This window comes from Acidobacteriota bacterium, from assembly GCA_022562055.1.
In the GTDB taxonomy this organism is placed as follows: Bacteria; Actinomycetota; Acidimicrobiia; order Spongiisociales; family UBA5794; genus BMS3BBIN02.
Genome location: JADFQA010000035.1, coordinates 16379 through 32214 on the forward strand (window position 1 = coordinate 16379; position 15836 = coordinate 32214).

At 59.3% G+C, this 15836-nt stretch carries 15 protein-coding genes; 5 read left to right on the top strand and 10 right to left on the bottom strand.

Going from position 1 to position 15836, the window contains the following annotated elements:
• Nucleotides 1-43 precede the first annotated feature (43 nt).
• Both IIC71_12030 and selD read right to left on the bottom strand, forming a co-directional pair.
• Entirely contained in the window at nt 44-964 is a 921-nt protein-coding gene (locus IIC71_12030) for an alpha/beta fold hydrolase (protein MCH7669909.1), read from the bottom strand.
• A gap of 90 nt (nt 965-1054) precedes the next feature.
• On the bottom strand, nt 1055-2212 hold the full coding sequence (selD, locus tag IIC71_12035) for a selenide, water dikinase SelD (GenBank protein ID MCH7669910.1): 1158 nt from the start codon (nt 2210-2212) through the stop codon (nt 1055-1057).
• Between the two features lie 232 nt (nt 2213-2444).
• Between selD and mgtE the strand changes: the two genes are divergently transcribed.
• Nucleotides 2445-3821 (top strand): magnesium transporter, encoded by a 1377-nt coding sequence (mgtE, locus tag IIC71_12040; protein ID MCH7669911.1) that lies wholly within the window; start codon nt 2445-2447, stop codon nt 3819-3821.
• A gap of 2 nt (nt 3822-3823) precedes the next feature.
• On the opposite strand, the gene IIC71_12045 is transcribed toward mgtE, so the two are convergent.
• The 8 genes from IIC71_12045 to aroF form a co-directional block, all read right to left on the bottom strand.
• Nucleotides 3824-5374, bottom strand: coding sequence for a diguanylate cyclase (locus IIC71_12045; protein MCH7669912.1), 1551 nt, complete (start codon nt 5372-5374; stop codon nt 3824-3826).
• 106 nt (nt 5375-5480) lie between these two features.
• A complete protein-coding gene (locus IIC71_12050) occupies nt 5481-6002 on the bottom strand; it encodes a hypothetical protein (GenBank protein ID MCH7669913.1) in 522 nt (173 codons plus the stop codon).
• Nucleotides 6003-6027: 25 nt separating this feature from the next.
• The gene (locus IIC71_12055) at nt 6028-6480 is read right to left on the bottom strand and encodes a hypothetical protein (protein ID MCH7669914.1); all 453 of its coding nucleotides are present in this window, start codon (nt 6478-6480) and stop codon (nt 6028-6030) included.
• Between the two features lie 2 nt (nt 6481-6482).
• A complete protein-coding gene (locus IIC71_12060; protein MCH7669915.1) occupies nt 6483-7328 on the bottom strand; it encodes an aminotransferase class IV in 846 nt (281 codons plus the stop codon).
• A gap of 4 nt (nt 7329-7332) precedes the next feature.
• Nucleotides 7333-9033 (bottom strand): NAD+ synthase, encoded by a 1701-nt coding sequence (locus IIC71_12065; protein ID MCH7669916.1) that lies wholly within the window; start codon nt 9031-9033, stop codon nt 7333-7335.
• A 106-nt stretch (nt 9034-9139) separates the two neighbouring features.
• Nucleotides 9140-10276 carry a carboxylate-amine ligase gene (locus IIC71_12070; GenBank protein MCH7669917.1) on the bottom strand — a complete coding sequence of 379 codons (1137 nt, stop codon included), beginning with the start codon at nt 10274-10276 and terminating at the stop codon, nt 9140-9142.
• A 122-nt stretch (nt 10277-10398) separates the two neighbouring features.
• Nucleotides 10399-11424, bottom strand: coding sequence for a prephenate dehydrogenase/arogenate dehydrogenase family protein (locus IIC71_12075; protein ID MCH7669918.1), 1026 nt, complete (start codon nt 11422-11424; stop codon nt 10399-10401).
• Between the two features lie 3 nt (nt 11425-11427).
• Nucleotides 11428-12441 (bottom strand): 3-deoxy-7-phosphoheptulonate synthase, encoded by a 1014-nt coding sequence (gene aroF / locus IIC71_12080; GenBank protein MCH7669919.1) that lies wholly within the window; start codon nt 12439-12441, stop codon nt 11428-11430.
• 124 nt (nt 12442-12565) lie between these two features.
• On the opposite strand from aroF, the gene IIC71_12085 reads away from it, so the two are divergent.
• From IIC71_12085 to IIC71_12100, 4 genes are all read left to right on the top strand, one after another.
• Nucleotides 12566-13486, top strand: a complete 921-nt coding sequence (locus IIC71_12085; GenBank protein ID MCH7669920.1) for an NAD-dependent epimerase/dehydratase family protein — start codon at nt 12566-12568, stop codon at nt 13484-13486.
• Nucleotides 13483-14655 carry a 1-acyl-sn-glycerol-3-phosphate acyltransferase gene (locus IIC71_12090; protein MCH7669921.1) on the top strand — a complete coding sequence of 391 codons (1173 nt, stop codon included), beginning with the start codon at nt 13483-13485 and terminating at the stop codon, nt 14653-14655. Before IIC71_12085 ends, IIC71_12090 begins: the two co-directional genes overlap by 4 nt.
• A gap of 62 nt (nt 14656-14717) precedes the next feature.
• Nucleotides 14718-15071, top strand: coding sequence for a helix-turn-helix transcriptional regulator (locus IIC71_12095; protein ID MCH7669922.1), 354 nt, complete (start codon nt 14718-14720; stop codon nt 15069-15071).
• Nucleotides 15068-15655 carry a hypothetical protein gene (locus IIC71_12100; protein MCH7669923.1) on the top strand — a complete coding sequence of 196 codons (588 nt, stop codon included), beginning with the start codon at nt 15068-15070 and terminating at the stop codon, nt 15653-15655. Before IIC71_12095 ends, IIC71_12100 begins: the two co-directional genes overlap by 4 nt.
• Nucleotides 15656-15836 lie beyond the last annotated feature (181 nt).

The window sequence follows — 15836 nt, forward strand, 5'->3', positions numbered from 1 at the left end:
CCCAATCGCACGCCGACGCGTCTGATCAATTGACCGGGTCTGATCAATTGACCGCAAGGGACTCTCGGATCGCACTGACGTAAACCTCGGGCAACGTCAAGATCGACTCGTGACCCTCACCGACAATTTCAATGACGTTGACATCGACGTTGGAAAGTAGACCCGCAAGTTCGTATTGGGCGGCCGGATCCACCACGATGTCCTGGGTAGGGATGATCTGGGTAACCGGCGTGTTCCAATGTCTGAGCCAAGGCCTGCCGTCGAAGCGCCAGACGGCGTTGCCGATCTCGTAGTAGAGGGATGCGTCTTTGCGCATAAGACCCTCGTACATCCACCGTGCGTGAGACGCGTCTATGCCTCCTGATTTCACAAGAAAACGTGTCGTACCCGATGCGAGTTCGTGGATGGAGACTCGCGTTATTGCCCTCCCGGCCCAGAACGCCACGCGGGTCAACACGCGCTGCTCACCGATTGGCCGAGCTGCGGTCGCACCAAGGATCGCATACGACACCAGCGACGGGTGTCGGTGGACAAGCGCTTGTAAAACCATGCCACCGAGCGAGTAGCCGAACACAGGAGCTCGTTCAATGCCGAGAGCGGCCAACAGACCGGCAATGTCGTCCGCGATGTCGTCGACTTCGGTACCCGTGCGAACCCAACGCGATCGGCCGTGGTTGCGAAGGTCCGGGATGATGACGCGGAAATCCTTTGCAAGTTCTGGGACTATGCGATGAAAGGTGAGTTCGCCGTCGAGACTCCAGCCGTGGATCAGCACAAGGGGGGGCGCAGACTCAGCGCCAACCTCGCGGACGAACATCTCATCGTCTCCTACGAACACCGTACGACCCGGCATGCGGATCGGGCGGGTCTGGTGCCCAGACCCCGGTGGTGACGGTGAAGGCCCGAAGAGTCTCCAACCGACCCATCCGAGAATGCCATACCTAACAACCGTTCGAAACCTCATACACCCAAGGCTACCCCACGCCGACCACCCCTCCGTTCTGGCGTCCAATAGTGCAGGATCCTGCTGCACTATTGGACGCCAGAACGGGTGTTACAGCACCGTAATTGTGCCGGACGGTCCGTCGGAGAAAGTCCGTTTCTGCACCGTGCCGATTACCGCCGCCGAAACTCCCTCCTCAAGCAGCGCCTGCGCCAGCGCCTTCTTCATCTGAGGCATGACCGCAATCAACAGCCCACCAGAGGTCTGTGCATCGGCGAGCGCGATCTGTCGTGTGCGATCATGGCCGCCAAAGTTCGTAAACCGCGACGCAGCGGTGAGATTTCTCTCCGTCCCTCCAGGTACGACGCCGTCTTGAATCAAATCATGTACTCCATCGAAAAATGGGACGTCGTCCCACGTCAAGGTCGCCGAAACCTGCGAAGCCCGAACCATCTCCCCAAGATGGCCGAGCAATCCAAAACCGGTCACGTCTGTCGCTGCGTGCACCCCGACCCGGCGCATCGCATTCGCTGCGCCGGCATTGAGTGTCGCCATCGAGTCGACAACAACACGGACCTGTGCATCACCGACTACCCCTCTCTTGATGCCGGTCGAAATGACACCGCTGCCGAGCGGCTTAGTAAGAAACAGGACGTCACCCGGCTCCGCCCCGGCGTTCGTCACGATTTCGTCAGGGTGCACCGTGCCGGTCACCGAGAGACCGTACTTCGGCTCGTCATCCACGATCGTGTGACCGCCGAGGAGAGCGCAGTTTGCCTCTTCGAGGATGGTCGTTCCGCCGGCGAACACGTCGCTCAACATATCCAGCGGCAACGTGTCGCGAGGCCAGCCGGCGACTTGTAGCGCAGTGATCGGCGTTGCGCCCATTGCATAGAGATCTGAAAGCGCGTTCGCCGCGCCGATACGACCCCAATCAAACGGATCATCGACAATCGGTGTAAAGAAATCCACTGTTTGGACGATGGCGATGTCGTCTCCGAGGCGGTAGACGCCCGCATCGTCAGACGTGCCAAAACCGACGAGAACGTTGGGGTCCTCGTGGTGTGCTCGATTGTGTAAGGGGCGCAAGACTTGCGCCAGCTCATCGGAACTGAGCTTGCAACCTCAGCCCGCACCGTGCGAGAAGCTGGTCAGCCGTGGTTTCACAATGTCACCTCCTTTTGCCGACAGTGCCGCCCCTTTGACAACCGTCGCCGCGTTCTTTGGCCGAAATTGCAGCCTAGTGGAGTGGCGGCACCGTGAAGACATGTACGCAACGTGTCCGTGGATGCCGCGCTATCGAGAAGAAGCGGCTTGATCCAGCGATGTAGAAGAATCAACTGGACGCCGCTCCGGGATGGTCTATAGTAAACAGCAGCACGGCTCGTCCGTGCAAACAGGCTCCCTCGTCCCCCCTGGGGGGCCTGTTTTTTTTTGGAGGCGTTTTCCCAGCGAGCCGCGGTGCATCAGCCGGCGGCATTCTTTGCGATAACCTGCGGATATGCGCTTCAGGTTTCTTCGACCCCGGATCATCGCCGACGGGCTTCGAGATTTGGCGCGCCGGAAACCGTCCGAGGCACAGGAATTTTTCGAGCAACACGCTGGCGAGTGGACCTCGCTCGCCGCGGAAAATCCACACAACGCTGCCGATATCCTTGAGGTCTTGACCGAAACCTCGGCCCTCGATCTGTTGCAGCGTTTGGACGCGGATGTGGCTGGCGACGTGCTCGACGAAATGCACCCCGAGGCGTCCGCGAATCTACTTGCAGAACTCTCGACCACTGACATTGCAGCGCTGATCTCCGCAATGGAGTCTGACCAAGCCGCCGACGTAGTCGGACGTTTCCGGGCATCGGAGCAAGCGACAATTCTCGCCGAATTAGACGACCAACACAGTGTTGCGATCTCGAACCTACTTCGCCATGCCCCCGACTCGGCAGGTGGGCTGATGACGACCGACGTTGCATCGCTTCCGATCGGAATGACAACGGGCGAGGCGATCGAATCGCTCCGACGTTTCCACGAGGAACTCGGAAGCAACCTCACGTATGTCTACGTCGTTGACAACGACGGACGCCTTCGGGGGGTCGTGTCATTTCGCGAATTGTTCTTTGCGCGCCCCGGCCGGGGGTTGGACGATGTCATGGTCGAGAACCCGATCTCAGTAACGACGACGACCGACCGTGAAGTCGTGTCCGAACTGGTGCAGAGGTATCGACTCTTAGCCATTCCTGTAGTTGATTCGCACCACATACTCGTGGGTATGGTGAAAGTTGATGAAGCGCTGGAGGCCGTCCAGGCCGAGGCGACGGAAGATATAGCTGCCATGGTCGGTGCTGGAACACAAGAAACGGTGTTCACGCCAGTCGCGGTGTCCATACGGAGGCGGTTCCCATGGATAGTTGTGAATCTCGCGATCGGGATCGTCATCGCCAGCGTCATCATTCGTTATGAGTCGGTGATCGCCGACAATGCGCGCCTCGCGGCCTACATGCCGATCATCGCACTCCTCGCTGGAAACGCCGGGGCGCAAAGCCTCGCGGTGGTTATTCGCGGAATGTCTGCGGGCGAACTACCACCAGGTAGGGCGCTCCGGGCAATACGCCGCGAGTTCGCGATTGTCGCTCTGAACGGCGTCATGATCGCGCTGATTATCGCGGGCGGCACTGCCGTGCTGTTCGACTCGCGCACTGCAACGATTTTCTTCATCGCTATCGTCGCGGCGTTCCTCGCAGCGGGAATCACGGGCGCGGGAATACCCCTGGCGCTCCGAAAGATGGGCCTAGACCCTGCAATGGCGTCAAACATTTTCCTCACGATGGTTACCGACATCGTCGGGATGGGTGGCTTCCTTGCGATCGCATCAGCACTGCTATGACGCTACCCCGCCAACGATGCTGCGCCAGCCTCGCCGAGCGTCAACTCTTCAACAGCCGCGGCCACAACCGTCGGGTCAAATTGGTCTCCTGCGCAGCGCCGCAGTTCCGCAGCAGCCGCCGCCGGCGAAAGGCTGTCTCGATACGGCCGATCGGTCGTCATTGCGGTGTACGCGTCCGAAACATGAAGGATTCGGGAAAGCTGTGGAATGGTCTGTCCTTTGAGTCCACGGGGGTATCCGTCACCGTCCCAACGCTCATGTGTTGACAGAACCGCCTCGGAGACGTCTGGATGAACGAAGCCCCCGAGTAGCTCAAACCCGCGCTTGGGAAAGTCATGGACGAGTTCCCAATCGTCTGCTGACAACGGCGAAGTCTTGTGCAGAATATCGTCCGGCAACCCGATCTTGCCGACGTCCGCCAGCAAGGCCGCGACGCTGAGATGCCGCAGTTGACTGACCGACAGACCCAGACGTGACCCGATAGCGACCGCAATTGCCTCGGTCCGCTCGGCGCGCACAGCCAAATCAGGGTCTCGAAGTCGGATGACCCGAACGAGGGCACCGACGATTCCCGCCCGAGTACGGCGAGACGCTGTTTCGATGCCGGACAACACGGCATCGACCACGCGGCTGCTTCCGCCCAGGGTTGACCGAGCGGTGTAAAGCGCCCGATCGGCCGCGTCAACGAGTCCGTCCGTCGTTGACGCGTGTGTCGGCGCACTCGCGATACCGACACTTACGGCCACCGCACCAACACCACCCACGACGAGACCCTTCACAGATTCGCGAACTCTTTCCGCAACAAGAAGCGCTCCATCCGCGGCAGTCTCAGGCAGGATGATCGCAAATTCGTCGCCGCCAGTGCGGCATGCAACGTCCATCGATCGTACGACGTCCCCAACGACCAGGCCGATGTCACGAATGACGCGATCGCCGGCGTCTCGCCCCCGAAGACCGTTGATGCTCTCGAGTCCATCGATATCAATAATGAGGACCGAGACCGGACGGCCGTGACGCAACGCACGGTCGAGCTCAGTGGTCAACCGCTCAAAAAAGTATCCCCGGGAGTGCAGACCGGTCAGATAGTCGGTTGCCGCGACGTCGTTTAGTTGCTCGACGAGTTCGTCGACCTCTTCGGCGCGGGCGATTTCGCGCCGATAAAGCCGAGCAATTTCGCCGAACATGTTGCCGGCGAGAAGCGGATCGAGATAAGCCCCTGTCCGTTCGATCGCCGCGATCGCGATCTCGACATCTTTGGGTCGTTCTGTGGTGACACCAGCAGCGCCGGCCGCGATCGCGCCAGTAACGTTTTGCGTCGAGCCGAGCGGAAGGCATACGAGAAACGGGATCTCTACCTGAACAAGTCCGGGACCAAACAGTTCCGCGACACTGAGCGGCAGGACGGCGAAATCGGCGTCGTGTTTGGCAGCGACATCCACCGCAGACTCACCAGACGTTTCCACCACTGAAACATCCCAGTCCAAATCCGAAAGGTGATCGAATAACGCCGAACGGTTCGTTGAATCAAACCCGATTAAGAGGAGACTATGCACATTCATTCTGTAAGAAATGCATCGGCAAACGTTGCTCGTTTTCTTTAGAGCAATCGAGAAATTTTCTCCGGTTTGCGTTTCGAGATGGGATCGGCGAACGGCCCCGCTAACTGCCGAGGATGTCGGTTCCGAAGGACGCAAACGGACCGAGAAAGGTCACCTTGATGCCGTCGTCCAACGCGAGGAAATAGTGGTCGGCAAGTTCGCTCTTTTGCGCAGCCGTTTTGTCCTCTAGGAGCACCGCGTCAGCGGCGGCCTGGGAGTCGACAATATGCGCCTGGGCAATCGGCGGGAACGCTTCAATGATGTCGCGAGTCACGCCGACGAGGTCGATGTCCGTCAAAGACGTGTAGCTGTCCGAATCGAGCAGGACAACCACAATGTCGCCCCCTGTGCCCGCAACGCGCTCCACAATCGCGAACTGGATCTCGCCGGGCACTGCAAGTGTCGTGGTAGTCGTGGTAGTCGTGGTCGTTGCCGCGTCGCCGCTTGGTCGCACCTGCGTCGGTGCCAGAGTGGTCAACGTGAGACCTACGGTGGTCTCAACGACGACCTCGTCGCTGCTCGAACAAGCGGCGAAGGTGGCGAGCGCTAGAAGCATGGCGGCCAGGGAACGAAACTTCGTCATACTTGCACTCTACCTTTCCTCAGGTTTACAGGCCCTCGGGATTGTCGACCGGTTCGACCGAGCGTGATCCTATCCATTCTTCATATGTGACTCCCTCAAGCCACGATTGGTTATGCACCGTCCGAAATCTTCGCTGTACCTGATCGAACATCTCGTCAGAGGGTGTGCTCAGGAGTCCGTGTTCAGCGAGCTCCAGGGCCGGGCGCCACGCGGGCCCTCCTAGAGCTATATCGACACGCGATCGCCAGTCTTGCGCGTCATCTACGTGAGAGTTCGAGGGATCGAGCCAGAAAGTTCGGAGCTTGATGGCCGCTCGGACTACTCGCCGCAGGCTGCGTGCAGTCATTTTGTCAGGTGCCTCATCAACAAACAGGTCACCCGCCCACGCGTGGATGGCCTCGGGACTCCACCGCGACGGGTCGGTGACGACCGCCTCGTACATGTCGTCGATGTTGTTGAGTAGCCGTTCGAAATGCACTGCTACTCGACCGGTCCAAGCTCGGCGGCGACCAGGTCTCGGAAACCAATCTGGAGCTGTTTTGTCAGCGGACCGTAGGCGTAGGTGGTGTCCGCAATGCGCACCACGGGAAGGATCTCTCGGATGGTCGACATGACGAAGACTTCGTCCGCGGCTCGCAAGCGATCTTCATTGAATGTGCCTTCTACAACGGAGATCCCCAGATGGGCGGCGACCTCAACTGTCGCCGCGCGAGTGATCGAAGCGAGAATGCCATGCCTAAGTGCGGGCGTCTCGAACGCGCCGTCGGTGAACCATCCAACGGAGTATGTCGGACCCTCAAGCACATGACCGAGTCGCCCAACGAGCAGCGCGTCACCAAACCCTAAAGCTCTTGCGTGTTGGCGGGCCGCCATGTTGGGACCGTACGACATAGTCTTCGCCCCGGTAAGTTCCGACTCGGTCCCGTCGGAATGCCACGGTGCCGGAGTGGGCCGCAAACTCGTCGAAGCCGGAATGGTCGGAAGTTCCTCCGCAAACACAATCGTTTTGGCGTTGGTGCCGAGCGAACCGAAATCTGTGCCTCCAGTAACAAACACTCGGATAACTGCGTCGCCTGCTTGACGGGCACGATCGCCAATCCAATCGATCAACGTTGCGCCGTCTACAACAGGAAGCTGCAACGACTCTGCACTCGCCAACAACCGCTCCACGTGTTGCTCGCCCCGAAAAACGCTGCCCTGGTATGACCTCATCGCCTCGAAACAACCGTACCCACGCTGGAAGCCGACATCGAACACCGACACCGCCGCTCGGTCCGGTGCGACGGGTTCACCATTGATCAGGACGTCTCCTAGCGGCGCTGCCAAGTGCCTACCCCCTAAACCGGTTGATGATCGGAAGTCGCCGATCGCGACCGAACGCTTTCTCGGTGATTCTGACACCGGGCGCGGACTGCCTACGTTTGTACTCGCTCTGATCGATCAAGGTTGTGATTTTCAATACAGTTGAGAGGTCTATCCCTAGGGCGACGATCGAATCGACCGAGGCGTCTCGTTCGACGTACTCGACGATGATCTGGTCAAGAACTGCATACTCAGGCAGTGAGTCGGAATCTTGTTGGTCGGGTCGTAGCTCGGCCGAGGGTGCCTTGTCGATGGTCGCCAGAGGAATCACCTCTCCTTGCATGTTCCGCCATTTGGCAAGCTCATACACAGTGGTCTTGAGCACGTCCTTAAGGACAGCGTAGCCCCCTGCCATGTCCCCGTACAGAGTGGCGTATCCGACCGCCATCTCAGACTTGTTACCAGTGGGGATAACGAGTCCGCCAAACTTGTTTGAGATGGCCATCAACGTCGCCCCACGGATACGCGCTTGCAAGTTCTCCTCCGCAACGTTTTCGGAGGTGTCTGCAAACGTCGCACCCAGCGTGGTGAGGAAGGACTCGAAAGTATCGTCGATGGGTATCACGTCGCAGCGACATCCGAGACGGGACGCTAGATCGACGGAGTCGCTTACAGATCCGGGCGATGAATAGCGGGTCGGCATAGCGACCCCCCACACTGCGTCCGGCCCAAGCGCATCCACGGCGATCGCAGCCGTAAGCGCAGAGTCGATGCCGCCGGACAAACCGATGATCACGGATGAGAACCCACTTTTGATTACGTAGTCGTGAAGTCCGGCGACCAACGCTTTGTATATCTCGGCGGCCTCGTCTAACTCCGGCCAAATCTCCACTTTTTCCAAGCCCCTCCCACCGCGGCTCTCGTCCGTCACAAAGACGGGGGCGATCGGAACGATGTCGGTTGTCTCGATTTCGAGGTCCAAGCAGAAGAAATGCTCAACAAACTGGGGGCTCCTCGCGACGATCTCGCCGCGAGAATTGAACACCATCGAGTCACCATCAAACACAAGTTCGTCTTGCCCACCGACCATGTTGAGGTACACGATGGGTGTGGAGCTGGCGGCGGCCTGACGAGCAAGCAATTCGCGACGATCGTCTCGTTTTCCACGATGAAACGGTGACCCGTTGATGTTCACAAGGACGTCCGCTCCGGCCGCCGCTTGCATTGCCGGAGGACCATCGGCGGACCAAATGTCTTCACATATCGACACTCCGACCGTCACGCCGGCGATGGTCCACACCATGGCGGGCTGCGATCCGGTTTCGAAGTAGCGAGCCTCGTCGAACACCCCATAGTTGGGCAACAAGAGCTTGTGGTACACGCCGATGATGCGTCCACGGTGCAGTAACGCTGCGGCGTTCGCAAGACAACGCGGCTGACTGTCATCACCGGCTATCCCGTCGACTCGATCAACAAAACCGACAACCGTCAGCGTCTCCCCAGCGAACGCAGCAAGACGGTTGAGGACCGCAAGGTTCTCATTGACGAATGATTCCTTGAGGACGAGGTCCTCGGGCGGGTACCCGGTGATAACAAGCTCGGGGAGGGCCAAGATGTCCGCATCAAGGCTCTCCGCCCTCTGCATTACATCAAGAATGCGGCGCTCGTTTGCGACAAAGTCGCCAACGGTCGGGTTGATCTGAGCACCGGCGATCCGGATCGTCTTCATCGCAAAATCATACAGCCCAGCCCGCCAGCACCGACCACTCCAAGGACTCTTGCGCTCTCACAGCCCGGATACGGGCTGGAGTAGCGCAAGAGTCCTTGGACCTCTCCTATTTGACGTTTGCGGTTTCCTTGATGAGCCAGTCGACGACACTGACAAGGGCCTCTTCGTCGCTGGCGCCGCTGCTTGTGGCGTCTTCGAAAATTGTCAGTTGCCTGTCAGCGCTCGTTCCACGCTGGATGAGGGTCCGAACGTGGAGTATTTCGTCGACGCAGCCAAGCTCCTCAGCTCCGGGCATAACAAGTTCGATCATCTCTTCCATCAGCTGGTCGTAGGGCACTAGGGAGCTGCGGCCGAAATCGATCAGTGACTCCTGAACTCCGTACCGTTGCGCTCGCCAGGTGTTCTCGCTCAGCAGCATTCGCGAGTACAAACGCCAGCGTTGGTTGTGAACACGCAGCTCATAGAGCATGAACAGGAGCGACTGGTACATCGCGGCGACCGCCATTGCGTCATCGATCGTTGTACAGACATCGGTTGCTCGCATTTCGATTGTTGGATACCGGGCGGAAGGTCGGAGATCCCACCAAAGTTTGGTGGCATCCTCGATCACTCCGGCGTCGACCAGCACATCGACATGACGTTCGTAGTCAGCCCACGACCCAAATTCGTCCGGAATACCGGTGCGCGGCACCGCACGAAACACCGAAGTTCGGTAGCTCTTCAAACCGGTATCGTTCCCTTGCCAGAATGGTGAAGAGGTAGACATTGCGAGAAGATGCGGCAAGAAGTAGAGCACCTGGTTCATCAAATCGATGCGTAGATTCTTATCCTCGATGCCGACATGGACGTGCATCCCGCATATCAGTAGCCGGCGGATCACCCCACCCAACGCCTTGGCGAGCACGTTGTAGCGCTCCTGGTCAGTGTGCATCTGCTCGCCCCAAATGGCGAAGGGGTGTGTTGAGGCGGCGATAGGAGCAAGCCCGTACTCGGATGAGACCTCAACTATGGCCGAGCGAAGTCTTGCCAGATCTCGACGGACCTCGGAGATCGATGTGCACACCCTCGTCCCGACTTCGATCTGTGATCTCAGAAACTCTGGTCTCACTTGACCGCCGAGGATCTCCTCGCACGCAACCAGCAACCCCTCCGGCAGGTCCCGTACCAAGTTGCGCGTCTCCAGGTCGACAATGAGGTACTCCTCTTCGACCCCCACGGTGAAAGTGGGGCGGGTCGTCGTCACCGTGTCCTCCAATCCTCTTCTCAGTCTCCAACATACAGAGTCACAAGAAACAACGCTGTATCGTGCGAATCCGAAGGACCCATAGTCGAGCAGAAGCAGCGGGCCGAATCCCAGGGATCGTTCTAGTCGACCAGGTACAGACCCTCAGCCACCAACGCCTCGGTCATAACTGCGGCGTCGTCGACGTTCACCGACACCGTCAAGATGCCACCGCCGCCGTATGGGGCGTGGCGCATCTGGATATCACGTATGTCGGCGGAAGATCTCTGGAACGCCTGACCGACCCGAGCTAGCTCGCCGGGACGATCAGCCAGGGCGACCCTAATCGCGGCGACCGGAGCACCAAGCTTCCGCCGCGATTGCTGGGCCTGTGACAACCGATCCGAGATCGCATCAACATCCCCCGTCACAATGATGTCGAGCAACTCGTCGAGCCGGTCTCGAAATGCACTGACCGTCTGCACCAAGACATCCGAGTTAGCTGCAAGAACTTCCTTCCAGAACTCAGGTGAAGATCCGGCAACTCGTGTCAGATCGCGGAAGGAACCGGCTGCAAGGCCGAGCGACAGCTCGTCGCCCGCGACCATGTCCATCAGTGCGGAGGCGATCACGTGAGGTAAGTGAGACACGGTCCCCACTGCCCTGTCGTGATCGGCGGCAGTCATCGACACGACGCGCGCTCCAACCGCTTCGACCAAGGCACCAACCTCAGCAAGGTCATCCGACGACGCACCGTCTGTTGTGACGACCCAGGCCGCGCCACGAAACAGCGCGGGTGTCGCGGCGTCCGGTCCCGAAACCTCACGGCCGGCCATTGGGTGAGATCCGACAAATCGGGCAAGCGTCGAGGCGGCGAGTATCGGAGCCTTTACCGAAGCGACATCCATTACGAGCACGTCGGTGGTGAGGTCGCGTACGAGTTCCTGGATCGCGTGCGGAGGGGCAGCAAGAACAAGGATCGATGGGTTTGCGTCGGCGACACTCTGCGGACTGGTAGCGACGTCATCGATGGCTCCGCAGATCCGGGCAGTTGCAAGCGCATCGGCGTCTGGGTCCCAGCCAGTTCTCTTCCAGCCGACCTGCCCGAGGGCAAGCCCGATGGATGCGCCGATCAAGCCGGTGCCGACGATTCCGACATGCGACGCCATTGGCTACAACTTCAAGCCCATGACGTCCGCAAGTGCTCGGACGTCATCCATAAGTGCGGCGAACTCGTCAGGGAGCAGGGCTTGCGCCCCGTCAACAAGGGCAGTTTCAGGATGCGGATGAACGTCGATCATTGCGCCGTGCGCCCGCGCCGCAACCGCAACGCGGGTCAACGGCGCAACGAGTTCTCGCTGGCCGCCGGAATGCGAAGGGTCGACGATGATGGGAAGGTGCGAAAGAAGGCCGACAACCGGCACAGCAGAAATGTCGAGTGTGTTACGCGTCGCAGTTTCGAATGTTCTGATGCCCCGTTCGCACAAGATGATGTTGTGGTTGCCCTCTTTGTAGATGTATTCAGCAGCGTTGAGCCACTCTTCGATGGTCGCGGTGAAACCCCGTTTGAGCAACACGGGTTTTGACTGCTTGCCCAACTCAGCGAGCAGCGTGTAGTTCGCCATATTGCGCGTGCCTACACGAATCAAGTCGGCGTACGAGGCAACCAGGCTGACGTCGCGCGGGTCGACAACCTCGGCAACGAACGGCATGCCGAACTCATCGCGTGCCTCCGCGAGCATCTCAAGGCCTTTCTCGCCGAGACCCTGAAAGCTGTATGGGGAAGTGCGCGGCTTAAAAGCATCGCCACGCAGAATCCGAGCACCGGCCTTATGGACGGCCTCAGCGGATGCGAACAACTGGTCGTGCGTCTCGACGGCGCAGGGACCGGCGATCATTGCAAAGTGGTCCCCACCCACCGGCACGTCACCTACATACACAATCGTGTCTTCACGTTGGAAGTCGCGGCTCACAAACTTGAACGGTTTTAGGACCGGCACCGCACTCTCGACCCCACCCATGGCCTCCCAAGGAAGGTTGTTTAACGCGTCCCCGTCGCCCAACGCGCCAATGACAGTGCGATCGCTTCCAGCAGACACATGGGCCTCGGCACCGACCGCTTGGAGACGTTCAATAATCCGACGCGTATCTTCCTCCGTCGCGTCTCTCCCCATCACAATGATTATTGAACCATCACCCCGTCTGTTGTCCGTTGTCACATCGCCTCGTTTTCCAAGTGCGGCAATAGTAGTGGGTGTCATGCTGACCGGACCGCTGGTCTGCATCGCTACGCCAGTAGGCTGGCTGACCATGAGTCGAATTGTCGTCAGTGGTGCCACATCGTGGATCGGGCGACAGCTCGCGACCCGACTGAGAGACGAAGCAACAGAGCTTCTCCTGGTCGATGACCCGGCGGTGATCACTGACGAGCACACCGATATTTTTCCGGCGCTCCTGGACGACGCGGCGTCGGCGTATCGGCTCATCGACTACCGCCCTGATGTGATCATTCATCTCCAGGCCATCGACCGTGCCAGGACCCTCGGGTCAGACCGGGCTCGAGAGGCGACCGTTATCGGCGCGCAGGGTGTGTTCGGCGCCATTTCGCGCATGGGCCACGAGGTAACGGTTGTCGTCAAGTCAGACGTTGCGGTCTATGGCGCCGGCCCCCGAAACCCTTCCGTATTTCTCGAGTCAACAACGCCTCGCGCCCGAAGGAGCTCTTACGGACGCGACCTTGCGTCTGCCGAACGGTACGCAACAGAAGCGCTAGATGGCCGGAACAACATTTCGCTGATGATGTTGCGCTTCGCCAAAATCGTCGGACCGGGCGTGGACAACCCCCTGAGCCGCTACTTCTCCCTGCCTGTGTTACCAACAAGGCTCGGATACGACCCTCGCGTCCAGCTGCTACACGAAGAGGACGCCGTCGACGCGCTATTGCACTGCGTCCGCAACCCCAAGGCCGGCACCTTCAACATCGCGTCATCCGGGGTCCGCTATCTCGGCCGTATCGCCAGAAGCACGAAGCGCCACGCCCAACCGTTCCCCGAACGGATACTCCGACAGGTCCTCAAACGCGCCGGTACACCACTGCCGTCACATCTCATTGCCTACCTCACCTACGGACTTGTGATGGACACCACTGCAATGCGCGACGTCCTTGGGTTTGAACCGAACCACACGATCGAAGACGCGATCGCCTCTATTGCTGTTCGGACCGCAACGTGAGCAAGACAAAAGCTGAGCTTCTTGTAGTGGCGAAGGACAGAAATGTCCGCGGTCGGTCAAGAATGACCAAGGCCGAACTCGTTGCAGCCCTTGCTGACACTGAACCGGCAACTGCCCCTAGTGGACGCAAGTCGGCACTAGCGAACCGTACGTCCGATGACCGCAAGGTGGCACGGGCGCGCCGCGCCGCGACAGCTTCACGGATGGCCGCGTTTGTCGATCAGAGCAAACAATGCCGCGAGAAACGAACGCACTTCGGCCCTTGCGGTCTGCCGGTCGCCACCGGACGGGAGGTTTGTGTGCTCCACGGCGGTGCCGACATATTTGATCTCGCCATCCCAGTCACCGGGCATCTCGGGTTCGACACCTGGCCGACGCTGCTGCGTCATCTCATGATTGCTGACTACGAGACCGACGCGATCGGACTTGATCCGATCATCGTTGAAGCCGTGCAGCATATCGTGAACTGGTTGTACTTTGACTACTTCCGCGTCGAGGTCGAAGGCATTGAAAACGTTCCCATGTCGGGAGGAGCGATGCTCGCCGCCAACCATGGCGGTGCCGCGCTGCCGTATGACGCTGCAATGTTGTCGCTCGCGGTTGCGAACGATGCCCCTCTTCCACGTCGGGTGCGCGTGATCGGAACAGAGATTTTCAACATGTTGCCAACGGTCTCGCATCTCTACCGAAAGGCCGGCGCGGCTTTCGCATCGCGAGCCGACACAGAGCATCTCCTCTCGAATGGGAGGCTTGTCGGTGTGTTCCCGGAGGGTGCGCACGCATTCCAGAAGCCCGTGTCGGAGGCTTACCAATTGCGCCGGTTTGGGCGCGGCGGATTTGTAACGGTCGCAGAACGGATCGGAGTACCGATCGTCCCGGTCGCGATCGTCGGGAGCGACGAGGTCCATCCCGCGGTGACTTCGTCATCGCTGCTCGCAAAGGCTGTTCAGCTCATCTTTCCCGAACAGCGACTGGACAGGCTGGCCATATTCCTCAATCCGATACCGCTACCGGTGCGTTGGCGGATCAGATTTCTTGAACCGCTTGAACCGAACGATCCCGGAGTCGACCCTGACCCGCTCACCGTCCTCGAACGCGCCGACCAGGTTCGTGTCCGGGTTCAGGAAGCACTCAACGAGATGCTCGCCGCAAGAACCAGTGTGTTTTAGGGAACGACGCGGAAAACTCTCTGCTTGCAAAAGTTAGCACTTTGCTATATTCTGCGTGCAACATGAAACGTCCAGTTCCCGACCTCGGCAAGTTCATTCGCGAGCAGCGAGAGCGCAGCGCTATGTCGCTTCGCAAACTTGCAGACGTCGCTGGGATCTCAAACCCATACCTCAGCCAGATCGAACGCGGAATTCGAAAGCCGTCAGCGAAGATTCTCAAGTCGCTGGCGGGGGCGCTGTCCATCAGCGCCGAGTCAATGTACGAACGCGCAGGTCTTCTTGAGGGAGTGGATCGACCAATCGTGGTCGACGCGATAGACGCGGACCGAAGTCTCAACGAGGGACAGAAACAGGCGCTCATGAGGATTTACAAAAGTTTTGTCCAAGAAAACAACTACCAGGAGGAATCAACATGATCTCCCTTGATGACAAAAGGGCAATGGCCACAAAGGCGTTCTACGCCGCAATCGGTGCCCCCGTCGTCGCCGTACGCCTGCTCAGCGAGTACAGCGACAAGATGATGGAGGCAGGCAATAAGCTCACGGGCGCTGCAAAGTCGCAGTTCGAAACTCTTGCGGAGGAAGGCGAGAAGTTCGCATCCGAACTTCGCTCATCCGACATGGCTGACGACATCCAAGAGTTCGTGTCCGTGGACCAGATCCAGGATACGGTTGGCAAACTGCGCGAGCAGCTCGAATCAGCGCTCACCAGTTGGCGTGAAACCTTTAACCCAGATGGACCAGTCAAGGTCAAGACCACACGGGCTAAGACCGCAAAACCAGCGGCGACCAAGACAGCAACTAGAAAGCCTGCAACCAAGGCGAAGGCAACAAGGCCAGCCACGAAAACGTCAACTGCCCGGTCTACATCAAAGGCCACCGCCAAAAAGACAGCTTCCCGGCCAGCGGCCAAGAAGGCTGCCAACAAGACAGCAAAAAAGACCCCAGCCGCAAAGGCGTCAGCCAACAAGACGACAAGCAAGAAGACGGTTAGCAAGTAACGCCGACTTGCTCCGCACAAGTAGAGGCCCCGGGGCGTCCCGGGGCCTTTGCCTACTCCTAATGGGTGTTGACCGGCCTGGTGTGCCAGGCTGGTTGCCGAGCCGCCCGCCGGTGAGCACTTCAGACTCCTGGAACTTGGATTCCTGAGACTAGATCGTGCCCTGGCGGGTTGGTGAGGGT

What these genes read in the sequence shown, in the direction of transcription:
- IIC71_12075 (MCH7669918.1), bottom strand. Translation starts at nt 11,424, where the DNA reads ATGGCGTCGCATGTCGGAATCGTCGGCACCGGCTTGATCGGCGCATCC.
- IIC71_12065 (MCH7669916.1), bottom strand. Translation starts at nt 9,033, where the DNA reads ATGAAGACGATCCGGATCGCCGGTGCTCAGATCAACCCGACCGTTGGC.
- mgtE (MCH7669911.1), top strand. Translation starts at nt 2,445, where the DNA reads ATGCGCTTCAGGTTTCTTCGACCCCGGATCATCGCCGACGGGCTTCGA.
- IIC71_12095 (MCH7669922.1), top strand. Translation starts at nt 14,718, where the DNA reads ATGAAACGTCCAGTTCCCGACCTCGGCAAGTTCATTCGCGAGCAGCGA.
- IIC71_12085 (MCH7669920.1), top strand. Translation starts at nt 12,566, where the DNA reads ATGAGTCGAATTGTCGTCAGTGGTGCCACATCGTGGATCGGGCGACAG.
- IIC71_12030 (MCH7669909.1), bottom strand. Translation starts at nt 964, where the DNA reads ATGAGGTTTCGAACGGTTGTTAGGTATGGCATTCTCGGATGGGTCGGT.
- IIC71_12100 (MCH7669923.1), top strand. Translation starts at nt 15,068, where the DNA reads ATGATCTCCCTTGATGACAAAAGGGCAATGGCCACAAAGGCGTTCTAC.
- IIC71_12050 (MCH7669913.1), bottom strand. Translation starts at nt 6,002, where the DNA reads ATGACGAAGTTTCGTTCCCTGGCCGCCATGCTTCTAGCGCTCGCCACC.